Origin of the sequence: Mycobacterium sp. PO1, from assembly GCF_017312405.1 — a bacterium.
In the GTDB taxonomy this organism is placed as follows: Bacteria; Actinomycetota; Actinomycetes; order Mycobacteriales; family Mycobacteriaceae; genus Mycobacterium.
In genome coordinates this window covers 75,495-87,856 of sequence record NZ_BLTG01000017.1, presented here as the reverse complement: position 1 = coordinate 87,856, position 12,362 = coordinate 75,495, and the positions used below count along the sequence as shown (strand labels likewise).

Sequence of the window (12,362 nt, the reverse complement as noted above, 5' to 3'; positions counted from 1 at the left end):
GTTGGGCAGATGTCGGTCGGCGCGGATACCGTCGACGCCATGCAGTGGGCCATCGAAGCCATCGATCTGGTGAAGCGGTTCGGGGACCACACCGCCGTCGACGGCGTCAGCTTCGCCGTGCCGGCCGGCACGGTATTGGGCTTGCTGGGCCCCAACGGCGCCGGCAAGACCACCACCGTGCGGATGATGACGACGCTGACCGAGCCGACCGCCGGCACCGCCCGCGTCGCGGGCCACGACGTGCGTACCGACCCTGACGCGGTGCGCCGCAACATGGGGCTGACCGGTCAGGTCGCCACCGTCGACGAGTTGCTGACCGGCCGGGAGAACATCCGCATGATCGGCGGTCTCTACGGCATCCGCCGCCGTGATCTGGCCCTCCTCGGTGAGCAGTTGCTGGAGCAGTTCTCGCTGACCGACGCCGGTGACCGGGTGGTCAGGTCCTACTCCGGCGGGATGCGCCGCCGCCTGGATCTCGCAGTCAGCCTGCTGGCATCGCCGCCGGTGTTGTTCCTCGACGAGCCGACCACGGGGCTGGACCCGCGCAGCCGCAGCGAGTTGTGGGACGTACTGCGCGGATTGGTCGCCCAGGGCACAACCTTGCTGCTGACCACGCAGTATCTGGAAGAGGCCGATCAGCTGGCCGACAACATCGTTGTCATCGACCGCGGCCGGATCATCGCCGAGGGTTCACCGAGAGAACTCAAGCAGCAGGCCGGCCGGGCCAGCCTGGTCGTGACGGTCACCGCCGGCGCGGACGTGGCGGCCGCCGAGACGCTGCTGCGCCGAACCGGGGCCGAGGTGTTCGTCGATCACGCCGCCCGCCAGTTGACCGCGGCCGCCGACGGTATCGACGACATGATCCAGGTGGCGGGCCGGCTGCGCGACAGCGGCATCGGCGTCGACGACATCGGGTTGTCTCGGCCCAGCCTCGACGATGTGTTCCTGACCCTGACCGGGCATCGCACCGAAGACTCCGAGGAGGTCGGCGCATGACCGCGCTGCAGACCACGCCGCAGACGCCGATGACGCCGCGTCCGGTACCGACGCACCGAACAAACCTGGCACAGCAGTCGTGGATCATGGTCAAGCGCAACATGATCCACACCAAGCGGATGCCGGAGATGCTCAGCGACGTCACCGCGCAGCCGATCATGTTCGTGTTGCTGTTCGCCTTCGTCTTCGGGGCCTCGATCACCAACACCGGTGGGGCCTCCTACCGGGAGTTCCTGCTGCCCGGCATCCAGGCGCAGACCATCGTGTTCTCCGCATTCGTGGTGGCGGCCGGTATCACCGCCGATGTCGAGAAGGGCATCATCGACCGGTTCCGCGCATTGCCCATCTCGCGGTCCTCGGTGCTGATCGGGCGCAGCATCGCCAGCGTGATCCATTCCTCGTTGGGGGTGGTGGTGATGGCGGTGACCGGGCTGGCGATCGGGTGGCGTATCCGCAACAGCGTCGGTGAAGCGGTGCTGGCCTTCGCGCTGCTGTTGCTGTTCGGCTTCGCGATCATCTGGTTCGGCATCCTGATCGGCTCGTTGATGCGGACCGTCGAGGCGGTCAACGGGGTGATGTTCACCGCGCTGTTCCCGATGACGTTCCTGGCCAACACGTTCGTGCCGACCGAGCCGATGCCGCACTGGCTGCGGGTGATCGCCGAATGGAACCCGGTGTCCTCGCTGGCGCAGGCCATGCGTGAACTCTGGGGCAACGGCGGCCCAGCGCCGGCGAGCGCACAGCTGCCGCTGCACCATCCGGTGCTCTCGACGGTGCTGTGGTCATTGGCGCTGACGGCCGTGTTCGCGCCGTTCGCGCTGTATGCCTACCGCCGCCGCACCTCCGACTGAGCCCGATCTCACGTTGGGACTGCAGCCAGCGCGGTACGCACTCGCATTTCGTCGCGGCCAGCGCAGTCTCAACGTGAGGTGAGCAGCTTGTCCAGCTTGTCGAGTTGCGCCTTGTAGCCGAATTTCATGCCGAAGGCCGCCATCTTGGCCTTGGCACCGATGTGGGTGATCGCGATGTGCAGCCTGACGGTCGTGGTGCCGTCGGATTCGGTGAAGGTCACGTCGTTGGTGTGATGGATTGTCGAGCCTTCCTCGTCCCCCTCGGTCCACGACCTGGCGTCGTAGGTCAGCCGGTCGGTGGGTTCGATCCGGGTGAAGGTGGCGGACATCGGCCAGCGCGTGCCGGCGTACTTGCCCATCGCCTCGCCGGCTTCCATGACGAGATACAGCTCACCGCCGACGCGCAGGTCGACCCGGCATTCGGGGATGAACGTCTTCTCCGGTCCCCACCATTGGCGCAGCATGTCGGGATCGGTCCAGGCCTGCCACACCGTCGCCCGCGGGGCGCGGTACGTGCGCTCGAAGTCGAGCTGCTTGGTCTTCTTGAACAGCTGCAAGATCATGCGGTGTCTCCAGATTCGCGGGTGTGATTTGTCAATCCTGTTGGTGCTCAGCATTATCGAGGGTCTCGAGGAATGCGCCGAGGGAGTCGAGGCGCGCGTGCCACAGCTGCTCGAAGGAGCCGGCCCACCGCTCGATCTCCTCGAACGGTGCGCGCTCGAGGTGGTAGATGCGGTGCCGAGCGATGGCCTCGACCGCGACGATCCCCGAATCGCCAAGCACCCGAAGGTGCTTGCTCACCTGCGGCTGCCGGATCTCGAGCGACTCGGCGATCTCGCCGACCGATCGTGGCCCGGTGCGCAGCAATTCGACGATCCGCAGCCGACTCGGCTCGGCGAGTGCTCCGAACACCGTCGCGTGCATGGGCCCACGCTAAGACCGTGACGTATTCCTGTCAAGGAATACGTCGCGAGCAGTTGCCCGCCTCTGGGTATAGCTATATATACTCAGCTGATGACCGCCAAGCTGCCGCCCCGACTGGCCGAACACCCCACGGTGCGCGCTGTGCGCGCCCGTCCGACGACCCGTCCGGGTCCCCTGGACGCCGCGTGGCTGCGGCAGGTGTGCCTGGACGCCGGCGTCGACGACGTCGGTTTCGCCGCGGTCGACGACCCCGCGCTCGGCGACGAACGGGCCCACGCCGACGCGGCATTACCGGGCGCGGTCAGCTACCTGTCGCTGGTGGTCAAGATGAATCGCGACAACGTGCGCTCGACCGCGCGCAGCGTCGCCAACCAGGAGTTCCATCGCAGCGGCGAGATCATGAACGAGGCGGCGCACCGCATCACCCGGCTGTTGCAGGATGCCGGGCACCGCGTGGTCAATCCCTCGGCGACGTTCCCGATGGAGATGGACCGCTTCCCGGGCCGGATCTGGGTGATCGCGCACAAGCCCGTCGCCGTGGCCGCCGGCATGGGCGTGATGGGCATCCACCGCAACGTCATCCACCCGCGGTTCGGCAACTTCGTGCTGCTCGGCACCATCCTGGTCGCCGCCCCGATCACCGAATACAGCCGGCCACTGGACTATTCGCCGTGCCTGGAGTGCAAGCTGTGTGTGGCGGCCTGCCCGGTCGGGGCGATCAAGAAGGACGGCGACTTCGACTTCATGGCCTGCTCGGTGCACAACTATCGCGAGTTCATGGGCGGCTTCACCGACTGGGCCCAGACGGTCGCCGACAGTGCCGACGCCGCGGACTTCCGCTCCCGGGTGACGGATTCGGAAAACGCCTCGATGTGGCAGAGTCTGTCGTTCAAGGCCAACTACAAGGCCGCGTACTGCCTGGCGGTGTGCCCGGCCGGCGAGGACGTCATCGAACCGTATCTCGATGACCGCAAGGGATTCATGGACCTGGTTCTCAAACCCTTGCAGGACAAGGTCGAAACGCTGTACGTCCTGCCGAATTCCGACGCCGAGCGGCATGCGCGCAGACGCTATCCCCACAAGCCGGTCAAGACCGTGGACAGCGGCCTGAACCTGCGTTAACCCCAGGCGTGCACGGTGTTCTGGGCCGGTTCCAGTCCTTCGGCGATCAGCAGCTCGGTCGCGTCGGCGGCCTGCTCGCAGATCGTGGGTACCTCGTCGCGTTCCCCGGTGCTGAACGGCTGCAGAACATAGGCGGCCGGCTCCTGACGTCCCGGGGGCCTGCCGATGCCGATGCGTACCCGCTGAAAGTCCTTGGTGCCCAACGCTGACGCCACCGAACGCAGACCGTTGTGGCCGCCTTCGCCGCCTCCGCGCTTGAGCCGGATCCGGCCGAAGTCGATGTCGAGTTCGTCGTGGATGACGACGATGTCGGCGGGGGACACCGAATAGAACTTGGCCAGCGGGCCGACCTGTCGGCCTGATTCGTTCATGTACACCCGCGGTTTGGCGAGCACCACCGAGCGGCCGGCGAGCCGCCCGGTGGCCACCTCGGCGCCCGACTTCTTGTGCACCTTGAAGCCGTCGCCGAGGCGGCCCGCCAGGATGTCGGCCACCATGAACCCCACGTTGTGCCGGGTCTTGGCGTAGTTCGGCCCGGGGTTGCCCAGGCCGACCACCAGAAGCGGATCGGCCATCTCAGGCGTTTGTCGTCGCCGGACTATTCGGAGTCGGATGCCGATTCCTCGGCTGCCTCGTCACCCTCGGTCTCGGTGTCGGCCTCGGCCGCAGCCTCGCCTTCCTCACCGGCGCCCTCGGCCTCGAGCTCTTCTTCGCTCGGCGCCTCGACGACGTTGACGACCAGCATCTCCGCGTCGGAGACCAGCGACACACCCGCGGGCAGGGCGATGTCACCGGCGGTGATCTGCGTGCCCTCTTCGGCGCCTTCCACCGACACGGTGAACTGCTGGGGAATCGAGGTCGGGTCGGCCTCGATCTCGATGGTGTTGGCGTCCTGGGTGACCAGCGTGCCGGGTGCGGCTTCGCCCTCGACGACGACGTTGACCTCGACGGTCACCTTCTCGCCGCGGCGGACCACGATCAGGTCGGCGTGGGTGATGGTGCGGCGGATCGGGTGGATGTCGAGCGCCTTGGGCAGCGCGAGCTGCTCTTCGCCGTCGATGTCGAGGGTGAGCAGGGCGTTGGTGCCGGCGTTGCGCAGCACGGCGGCGAAGTCGTGGCCGTCCAACTCGAGGTGGCGGGGGTCGGTGCCGTGGCCGTACAGCACGGCGGGGACGCGACCTTCGCGGCGGGCGCGGCGTGAGGCGCCCTTGCCGGTCTCGGTGCGGACCGATGCGGTCAGATTGTTGGTGGCCATGGTTCTCCTAGCGTGCCGTTGCTCGATTGGTCAGGCACGGCCAGGGTGCGCACCGAAGATGCGGTATCCCGTCGATAACGGCGGCCCTGCTGAGCAGGCCACCCTCGCCGTGACGCGCCAGCCAGGGTAGCGCACGGCGAGCTCAGAGTGGAAATTCGGTGGCGGTGAGCTGCTCGGACAGCGTCCACAGTGCCCGCGCCGTGGACTGCTTGCGGGCCAGCGGGCTGCGTGGGGACGGGCCGGTCGGTCCCCGCATCGCGAACCTCGGGCCGATGAAGCTGTCGCCCGGCAGCGCGGCGGACACCGCGTACAGCGTCTGGCGGGCGCCGAAGTCGGCGTCGGTGGCCATCAGCTTGTTGCCGATGCCGGCGACCCGGGAGCCCCACCGGCTGCCGGTGTGTCCCTGCAGATTCGTCGCCGAATAGCCGGGATGGGCGGCATGCGCCTGCAGCGGTGACCCCGCCGCGGAGAGTCGGCGCTGCAGTTCGCTGGTGAACAGCAGGTTCGCCAATTTGGACTGACCGTAGGCGGGCCAGGCGAGGTAAGGCCGCGACTTCCAGTTCAGGTCGGTCAGGCTGATGTAGCCGAACAGATGCATCATCGACGACACAGTGACCACGCGGTCGGTGATGACGGGCAACAGCATGTTGGTCAGCGCGAAGTGACCGAGGTGGTTGGTGCCGATCTGGCTCTCGAAACCGTCGGCGGTCAGGGCGTAGGGCACCGCCATGATGCCGGCATTGTTGACCAGCACGTCGACCCGGTCGCCGGAGAGCGTGAAGCCTTCCGCGAAATCCCGGATCGACGACAGGTCCTGCAGGTCCAGCCGGCGGACCTCGACGTCACCGGACATGTCCGCGGCAGCCACGGTGCCCTTGTCGACGTTGCGCACCGCGAGAATGGTCCGGGCGCCGACGCGGGCGAGTTCGCGGGCGGTGATCAGCCCGAGGCCGCTGTTCGCGCCGGTGACGATGACGGTGCGGCCGGCGAAAGAGGGCAGATCGGCGGCGGTCCACTCGGTCATGGGCATCACCCTAACGCCGGTCGGTGAAGTCGGCCGTCGTGCGTCCGGCCGGGCAGCCGACGGGGCGGCGTGTCGGATGGTTGAACCGTCCCGCTCGACGGTGACGACGTCCACCCCCGTCATCCCCGGTCGGCCCAGCGGACGCTACTGCCGGGATGCGCGGCTCACCGGGTTGCGGGTGCGGCGCCGGGCACCGAGACCGTGAAGCCCTCGATGATCTTCTCCATGTCGGGGGCGTCCGCGACGGCCTGTTCGGCGTAGCCGGTGACGGTGAACTGGACCAGGTAGCGCTTGCGCGCCGGCGGTGCTCCGGTGGCGATGACGACCCGGTTGTAGGTGTGCATCCGGTTGTTGGCCAGGTCGTAGCTGCCCTCGATCATCGTCGACGGGAAGCCCTCGAAGTCCTTGGTGGAGGAATTGAGCATCCGGAAGTTCTGCGACATCTGGGCGTCGTCGTCGGCATGGGTCAGCGCCTCGGCGACGTCGAACTCCCCGTCGAGTTCGAACACCATCAGCATCGCCGTCGGGTAGGTGTTGCCCTTGGCGATCATCCGGGTGCCCGGCGAAAGGCTGCTGTCCTGGTAGGGCTGCCAGCCTGCGGGGGTCGGCATCGACACCGTCAGGTCCTCGAGCATCTCCGGGGACACCGGCTGCCCGACGACACCGGAGTCTTCGAGGAACTTCGACAGCGGAACGAGATCGGGCGCCGGGGTCGCCGGTGTGGCGCTGGGTGACGACCACACCGACTGGTAGTCGGGTGCTTCGGTGGCGCATCCGGAGACCACCAGCGCCCCCAGCGCGGCCACCAATGCCCAGCGCAGCGTCACAGGATCTCGCGGACGTTGTCGAGGGGGCGCGCGAGCCGGGTGCCGTTGTCGGTCACCACGAAAGGGCGCTCGATGAGAATCGGGTGTTCGGTCATCGCGTCGAGCAGCTGGTCGTCGGATGCGTCGGCCAGACCGAGCTCGCTGTAGAGCGATTCGCGTTTACGCACCGCGGTGCGCACTTCGATGCCGGCGTCGGCGATCAGTGTCTCGAGCTCGGCCCGCGACGGCGGGTTCTTCAGATACAGCACGACCTCGGGCTCGACACCGTTGTCGCGCAACAACTCCAGGGTCTTGCGCGACGTCGAGCACTTCGGGTTGTGGTAGATCCGCGCCGTCATCATGTCTCCTCGCGCGAGCGCTCGTCGGGTTCGTCAGGCCGATCCGTCGAAAAGCCCTGTCACCGAACCGTTCTCGAACACCGCGCGAATCGTGTTGGCCAGCAGTGGTGCGATCGACAGGACCGTGAGCTGCGGAAACATCTTATCTTCGCTGATCGGCAGCGTGTTGGTGACGATGACCTCGCGGGCGCCGCTGTCGGCGAGGCGCTGCGGGGCCGGGTCGGACAGCACCCCGTGGGTGGCGGCGATGACCACATCGGCCGCACCGTCGGCCTTGAGCAGTCGCACCGCCCCGGCGATCGTGCCGCCGGTGTCGATCATGTCGTCGGTCAGGATGCACGTCTTACCCGCCACGTCGCCGACGACGCGGTTGGACTTGACCTGGTTGGGCACCAGCGGGTCGCGGGTCTTGTGGATGAACGCCAGCGGCACACCGCCCAGCGAGTCGGCCCACTTCTCGGCCACCCGCACCCGGCCGGAGTCGGGGGAGACGACGACCATGTCGTGGTCGGCGTAGTTCTCGGCGATGTAGCCCGTCAGCAGTTTCTGGGCGCGCATGTGGTCGACCGGGCCGTCGAAGAAACCCTGGATCTGGTCGGTGTGCAGGTCCACGGTCACGATGCGGTCGGCGCCGGCCGTCTTGAGCAGGTCGGCGACCAGCCGCGCCGAGATCGGTTCGCGGCCGCGGTGCTTCTTGTCCTGGCGGGCGTAGGGGTAGAACGGCAGGATCGCGGTGATGCGTTTGGCGCTGCCGCGTTTGAGTGCGTCGATCATCAGCAGCTGTTCCATCAGCCACTGGTTCAGCGGCCAGGGATGGCTCTGCAGCACGAACGCGTCACAGCCGCGCACGGACTCGTCGAAGCGGACGAAGATCTCGCCGTTGGCGAAATCCCGGGCCGTTTGCGCGGTCACCGGAACGTCGAGTTCCTTTGCGACCTGCTCGGCCAGTTCGGGATGCGCGCGACCCGAGAACAGCATCAGGTTCTTGCGGTTGTCAGTCCAGTCGTGGCTCACGGGCTGCCCTCGGCTCGGTGATTTGTACGGGGCCATCGTACGTAGCGCGTACACCCATACGCTGGCGGGTTACCGGAATGCCAACATCCGGCGACCGCACGCTACCAGTCGGTAGCCTCACTACGGGAACGACGACGTCCGACGGTCCCGCGGAGGTGATGCAGGTGCGCGTCTGGTCGGCGGTCAACCGCCGCAGAACGTGGATGCTCGACGCGATCCGGACCCGGCTGTGGCCGGTGCCGACGATGGCCATCGCGGTGGCCATCGTGGCCGGTCTGCTGCTGCCCGAGCTCGATCAGATGCTCGACGGTGCGATGCCCGCGGAGGTCTCGAGGTGGATCTTCGGCGGGGGCCCCGCGGCGGCGCGCGACCTGCTCGCCGCCATCGCCGGCTCGGTGATGACGGTGACGTCGCTGACGTTCTCGCTGACTCTGGTGACGTTGCAGCTGGCCAGCAGCCAATTCTCGCCGCGGCTGTTGCGCACCTTCGCCCGGGACAGGTTCGTGCAGCGCACGCTCGGGCTGTTCGTGGCGACGTTCGCCTACGCGTTGACGGTGCTGCGGACCGTGCGCGACAGCGACAACGGCGGCACGGTGTTCGTGCCGCAGATCTCGGTGACGGTCGGCTTTCTGCTCGCCGTGATCAGCGTGATCACGTTGGTGCTGTTCCTCGGGCATCTGGTGCGGCTCATCCGGGTGGAGACGCTGCTCGGCTCGGTGCTCAACGAAGCCTTGCGCAACGCCGAGGCCAGCCTCGAGCAGATGGACGAATCGTCTGACGGGCACTCGGTGCCTGCCCCGCCGCGGGATGCGGTGCCGGTCGCCGGCAGCGGGACAGGGTTCCTCACCGGGGTTGACGCCCAGCCCGTGGTCGGTGCCGCGGCCGACGCCGGGGCGGTCGTCGCGCTGCAACGCAAGCCCGGGGACTGGGTGGTCCAGGGCACGCCGGTGGCGCTGGTGTGGGCGGCCGGCGGTGGACGCCTCGAGGACGACGACTTCTCGGCGGTGCGCGACTGCGTGACCGAGGCGGTGCGGGTCGGCGACGAGCGCACGCCGGTGCAGGACATCGGCTACGCGGTGCGGCAGCTGACCGACGTGGTGGTCAAGGCGCTCTCGCCCGGTATCAACGATCCGACGACGGCGGTGCACGGCATCGGGCACCTGTCGGCGCTGCTGTGCCGGCTGGCGGATCGTCGGCTCGGCCCCTCGGTGTATTGCGACGACGACGACGTGGTGCGGGTGGTGCTCGAGGGTCCGCGGCTGGCCGACCTGCTCGACGAGGCAGTCACCCAGCCGCGCCATTACGGTGCCGAGGACGCGGCGGTGCTCGCGGCGATCACCCGGCTGCTGCGTGATCTGGCCTGGTGTGCGGGCTCGCGGCACCGCTCGGCCATCGACAACCAGCTGACCCGGATGCGGCGCACTGTGGCCAGCCAGGACTTCGACCCTGCCGAGCGGGAGATGCTCGAGGGGTTGGCGCTGGCCACCGAGGAGGCGCTGGCCGGCCGCTGGCGCCGTCCCGAGGTCGTCTAGCTCGCGCCGTCGGACGGGTTCGTCCAGTCCTCGCCGCCGGACGGGTTCGTCCAGTTCTCGCCGCCGGAGGAGGTCGGCTAGCTCCCGCCGTCAGACGAGGCGGTGTCATCGGACGAGGCGGTGTCCGCGGGCCGTTCGGCGGCCAGTCGAGCGGCTTCGGCCGCGGCGCTGCCCGGGCGTTTGCGCTGTACCCAGCCTTCGATGTTGCGTTGCGGGCCGGCCGACACGGCCAGCGCCCCGGGCGGCACGTCGTCGCGGATCACGGTGCCCGCACCGGTGTAGGCGCCGTCGCCGACCGTGACCGGGGCGACGAACATGGTGTCCGAGCCGGTCCGCACGTGCGAGCCGATCGTGGTGCGCGACTTCGTCTCCCCGTCGTAGTTGACGAAGACACTGGAGGCGCCGATGTTGCTGTGCTCGCCGATGTCGGCGTCGCCGACGTAGGTCAGGTGCGGAACCTTGCTGCCGGCGCCGATCGCGGCGTTCTTGGTCTCGACGAACGCGCCGAGCTTGCCGGCGCTGCCCAGCTTGCTGCCGGGGCGCAGGTAGGTGAACGGGCCGACGGTGGCCTCGTCACCGATCTGAGCTGACGTGGCGTGGGTGCGCACGACCTCGGCGGCGTCGCCGACCGTCACGTCCGTCAGCGTCGTGTCCGGGCCGATCTCGCATCGCGACCCGATGCGGGTGCCGCCGAGCAGCTGGGTGCCGGGCCGTATGACGGTGTCGCGGCCGATCGTGACGTCGACGTCGATCCACGTCGAGGCCGGGTCGATGACCGTCACCCCGTTGCGCTGATGGGCCGCCACCAGGCGCCGGTTCAACTCGGCGCCCAACTCGGACAGCTGCACGCGGTCGTTGACGCCGGCGACCAGCGAGGCGTCGTCGACGTGATGGGCGCGCACCACGTGACCGTCGGCGCGCACGATCGCGATGACGTCGGTCAGGTACAGCTCGTGCTGGGCGTTGTCGGAGCTCAGCCGGCTCAGCGCCGAGCGCAGCGCGGCGATGTCGAAGGCGTACACCCCGGCGTTGACCTCGGTGATCGCCTGCTGCGATGGGGTGGCGTCGGCCTGTTCGACGATGCCGATGACGTCGCCGTCCTGGGTGCGCAGCACCCTGCCGTAGCCGGTCGGGTCGGGCAGGGTGGTGGTCAGGACGGTGACCACCGCCGCTTCGGCGCTGTGGGTGGAGACCAGCTCGGCCAGGGTCGCGGCGTCGAGCAGCGGTACGTCCCCCGCGGTCACCACGACGACCCCGGTGAACTCCTCGGGCAGCGCGCTGAGCCCGCAGACCACGGCGTGACCTGTGCCCAGCTGCTCTTCCTGCACGGCGATCTGCACGTCGCGGCCCACGTCCCTGCCGATGTCGAGGGCAGCGGGCGCCACGCGTTCCCGGTCGCGTCCCACGACGACCACCAGATGGCGCGGCGCCACCTTCGTCACCGCGTGCAGCGAGTGGGCCAGCATGCTGCGCCCGGCCAGGGTGTGCAGCACCTTGGGGGTGTCGGACTTCATCCGGGTGCCCGCTCCTGCAGCGAGGATCAGGACGGCGGCCTCACTCATCACAGTCCTTCCCGCGGTCCACGCCCGGCGAGCGTGCGTGTTTGCCCCTCGACGCGCCGGTCAGCGCCGGCATTCCGCGCACGGTCGCCGCGGTCACTGCTCCGTCGCCAGGACTCGAACCTGAACTATCTGAACCAAAATCAGAGGTGCTGCCGATTACACCACGACGGACCGATCACCCAGAGACTCTAGTCGAAGCAACTAACCTGGAGCCCGTGGCTGGGTCCGAGAAAGAGGTGCGCGCTCCACGTGCCCGGATGACCGGTAGTGAACGTCGCCAGCAGCTCATCGAGATCGCCAAGTCGCTGTTCGCCGAGCGGGGCTACGACGGCACCTCGATCGAGGAGATCGCGCTGCGGGCCAACGTTTCCAAGCCGGTCGTCTACGAGCACTTCGGCGGCAAAGAGGGCCTCTACGCCGTGGTCGTGGACCGGGAGATGTCCGCGCTGCTCGACGGCATCACGTCCTCGCTGACCAACAACCGGTCGCGGGTGCGCGTCGAACGGGTCGCGCTGGCCTTGCTGACCTACGTCGAACAGCACACCGACGGTTTCCGCATCCTGATCCGTGATTCCCCGGCCAGCATCACCTCGGGCACCTATTCGACCCTGCTCAACGACGCCGTCAGCCAGGTGGCCTCGATCCTGGCCGGTGACTTCTCCCGGCGCGGCCTGGACCCTGACCTCGCGCCGCTGTACGCGCAGGCGCTGGTCGGGTCGGTGTCGATGACCGCGCAGTGGTGGCTCGACGTGCGGGAGCCGAAGAAGGAAGTGGTGGCCGCCCATCTGGTGAACCTGTGCTGGAACGGGCTGACGCATCTGGAGTCCGACCCGGTCCTGCACCAGGAGTAGCGGTCAAACAAGCGGGCCGCGTCCTCCTTTCGTGACCCGCACCACGTGGGATGCCGGAGGAACGGC

Annotated in this window: 14 protein-coding genes and 1 tRNA gene; 5 read left to right on the top strand and 10 right to left on the bottom strand. The window is 68.3% G+C overall.

Annotated elements, in window-relative coordinates; translation table 11 throughout:
• The first annotated feature begins 9 nt into the window (after nucleotides 1-9).
• Together J3476_RS07670 and J3476_RS07665 are read left to right on the top strand one after the other, a co-directional pair.
• On the top strand, nucleotides 10-996 hold the full coding sequence (locus tag J3476_RS07670; protein ID WP_286182728.1) for an ATP-binding cassette domain-containing protein: 987 nt from the start codon (nucleotides 10-12) through the stop codon (nucleotides 994-996).
• On the top strand, nucleotides 993-1,847 hold the full coding sequence (locus J3476_RS07665) for an ABC transporter permease (protein ID WP_207065891.1): 855 nt from the start codon (nucleotides 993-995) through the stop codon (nucleotides 1,845-1,847). The genes J3476_RS07670 and J3476_RS07665 overlap by 4 nt, the downstream gene beginning before the upstream one ends.
• A 68-nt stretch (nucleotides 1,848-1,915) precedes the next feature.
• Here the strand turns inward: J3476_RS07665 and J3476_RS07660 are convergent, their stop codons facing one another.
• Together J3476_RS07660 and J3476_RS07655 are read right to left on the bottom strand one after the other, a co-directional pair.
• Nucleotides 1,916-2,410 carry an SRPBCC domain-containing protein gene (locus tag J3476_RS07660; RefSeq protein ID WP_207065890.1) on the bottom strand — a complete coding sequence of 165 codons (495 nt, stop codon included), beginning with the start codon at nucleotides 2,408-2,410 and terminating at the stop codon, nucleotides 1,916-1,918.
• Nucleotides 2,411-2,441: 31 nt separating this feature from the next.
• Nucleotides 2,442-2,771: a helix-turn-helix transcriptional regulator gene (locus J3476_RS07655; RefSeq protein WP_207065889.1), complete on the bottom strand. Its 330-nt coding sequence runs from the start codon at nucleotides 2,769-2,771 to the stop codon at nucleotides 2,442-2,444.
• Nucleotides 2,772-2,861: 90 nt separating this feature from the next.
• On the opposite strand from J3476_RS07655, the gene J3476_RS07650 reads away from it, so the two are divergent.
• Nucleotides 2,862-3,893, top strand: coding sequence for an epoxyqueuosine reductase (locus tag J3476_RS07650; RefSeq protein ID WP_207065888.1), 1,032 nt, complete (start codon nucleotides 2,862-2,864; stop codon nucleotides 3,891-3,893).
• On the opposite strand, the gene pth is transcribed toward J3476_RS07650, so the two are convergent.
• The 6 genes from pth to J3476_RS07620 form a co-directional block, all read right to left on the bottom strand.
• Nucleotides 3,890-4,468: an aminoacyl-tRNA hydrolase gene (gene pth / locus J3476_RS07645; protein ID WP_207065887.1), complete on the bottom strand. Its 579-nt coding sequence runs from the start codon at nucleotides 4,466-4,468 to the stop codon at nucleotides 3,890-3,892. The genes J3476_RS07650 and pth overlap by 4 nt on opposite strands.
• Before the next feature lie 23 nt (nucleotides 4,469-4,491).
• Nucleotides 4,492-5,148 (bottom strand): 50S ribosomal protein L25/general stress protein Ctc, encoded by a 657-nt coding sequence (locus tag J3476_RS07640; protein ID WP_152518465.1) that lies wholly within the window; start codon nucleotides 5,146-5,148, stop codon nucleotides 4,492-4,494.
• A gap of 142 nt (nucleotides 5,149-5,290) precedes the next feature.
• Nucleotides 5,291-6,172 carry an oxidoreductase gene (locus J3476_RS07635; RefSeq protein WP_207065886.1) on the bottom strand — a complete coding sequence of 294 codons (882 nt, stop codon included), beginning with the start codon at nucleotides 6,170-6,172 and terminating at the stop codon, nucleotides 5,291-5,293.
• A 164-nt stretch (nucleotides 6,173-6,336) separates the two neighbouring features.
• Entirely contained in the window at nucleotides 6,337-6,999 is a 663-nt protein-coding gene (locus J3476_RS07630) for an LpqN/LpqT family lipoprotein (RefSeq protein WP_207065885.1), read from the bottom strand.
• Nucleotides 6,996-7,337 (bottom strand): arsenate reductase (glutaredoxin), encoded by a 342-nt coding sequence (gene arsC / locus J3476_RS07625; protein WP_207065884.1) that lies wholly within the window; start codon nucleotides 7,335-7,337, stop codon nucleotides 6,996-6,998. The genes J3476_RS07630 and arsC overlap by 4 nt, the downstream gene beginning before the upstream one ends.
• A 33-nt stretch (nucleotides 7,338-7,370) precedes the next feature.
• The gene (locus J3476_RS07620) at nucleotides 7,371-8,351 is read right to left on the bottom strand and encodes a ribose-phosphate diphosphokinase (RefSeq protein ID WP_152518461.1); all 981 of its coding nucleotides are present in this window, start codon (nucleotides 8,349-8,351) and stop codon (nucleotides 7,371-7,373) included.
• Between the two features lie 158 nt (nucleotides 8,352-8,509).
• On the opposite strand from J3476_RS07620, the gene J3476_RS07615 reads away from it, so the two are divergent.
• Entirely contained in the window at nucleotides 8,510-9,883 is a 1,374-nt protein-coding gene (locus tag J3476_RS07615; RefSeq protein ID WP_373889039.1) for a DUF2254 domain-containing protein, read from the top strand.
• A gap of 77 nt (nucleotides 9,884-9,960) precedes the next feature.
• Here the strand turns inward: J3476_RS07615 and glmU are convergent, their stop codons facing one another.
• Both glmU and J3476_RS07605 read right to left on the bottom strand, forming a co-directional pair.
• A complete protein-coding gene (gene glmU / locus J3476_RS07610; RefSeq protein WP_207065883.1) occupies nucleotides 9,961-11,445 on the bottom strand; it encodes a bifunctional UDP-N-acetylglucosamine diphosphorylase/glucosamine-1-phosphate N-acetyltransferase GlmU in 1,485 nt (494 codons plus the stop codon).
• Between the two features lie 99 nt (nucleotides 11,446-11,544).
• A tRNA-Gln gene (locus tag J3476_RS07605) sits at nucleotides 11,545-11,616 on the bottom strand.
• 86 nt (nucleotides 11,617-11,702) lie between these two features.
• On the opposite strand from J3476_RS07605, the gene J3476_RS07600 reads away from it, so the two are divergent.
• Nucleotides 11,703-12,296, top strand: coding sequence for a TetR/AcrR family transcriptional regulator (locus J3476_RS07600; RefSeq protein ID WP_152519859.1), 594 nt, complete (start codon nucleotides 11,703-11,705; stop codon nucleotides 12,294-12,296).
• The last annotated feature ends 66 nt before the right edge of the window (nucleotides 12,297-12,362 follow it).

Bases quoted from the DNA above. Each gene is read 5' to 3' on its own strand.
- J3476_RS07670 (WP_286182728.1), top strand. From the start codon at position 10: ATGTCGGTCGGCGCGGATACCGTCGACGCCATGCAGTGGGCCATCGAA.
- J3476_RS07665 (WP_207065891.1), top strand. From the start codon at position 993: ATGACCGCGCTGCAGACCACGCCGCAGACGCCGATGACGCCGCGTCCG.
- J3476_RS07660 (WP_207065890.1), bottom strand. From the start codon at position 2,410: ATGATCTTGCAGCTGTTCAAGAAGACCAAGCAGCTCGACTTCGAGCGC.
- J3476_RS07655 (WP_207065889.1), bottom strand. From the start codon at position 2,771: ATGCACGCGACGGTGTTCGGAGCACTCGCCGAGCCGAGTCGGCTGCGG.
- J3476_RS07650 (WP_207065888.1), top strand. From the start codon at position 2,862: ATGACCGCCAAGCTGCCGCCCCGACTGGCCGAACACCCCACGGTGCGC.
- pth (WP_207065887.1), bottom strand. From the start codon at position 4,468: ATGGCCGATCCGCTTCTGGTGGTCGGCCTGGGCAACCCCGGGCCGAAC.
- J3476_RS07640 (WP_152518465.1), bottom strand. From the start codon at position 5,148: ATGGCCACCAACAATCTGACCGCATCGGTCCGCACCGAGACCGGCAAG.
- J3476_RS07635 (WP_207065886.1), bottom strand. From the start codon at position 6,172: ATGACCGAGTGGACCGCCGCCGATCTGCCCTCTTTCGCCGGCCGCACC.
- arsC (WP_207065884.1), bottom strand. From the start codon at position 7,337: ATGACGGCGCGGATCTACCACAACCCGAAGTGCTCGACGTCGCGCAAG.
- J3476_RS07615 (WP_373889039.1), top strand. From the start codon at position 8,510: ATGCAGGTGCGCGTCTGGTCGGCGGTCAACCGCCGCAGAACGTGGATG.
- glmU (WP_207065883.1), bottom strand. From the start codon at position 11,445: ATGAGTGAGGCCGCCGTCCTGATCCTCGCTGCAGGAGCGGGCACCCGG.
- J3476_RS07600 (WP_152519859.1), top strand. From the start codon at position 11,703: ATGACCGGTAGTGAACGTCGCCAGCAGCTCATCGAGATCGCCAAGTCG.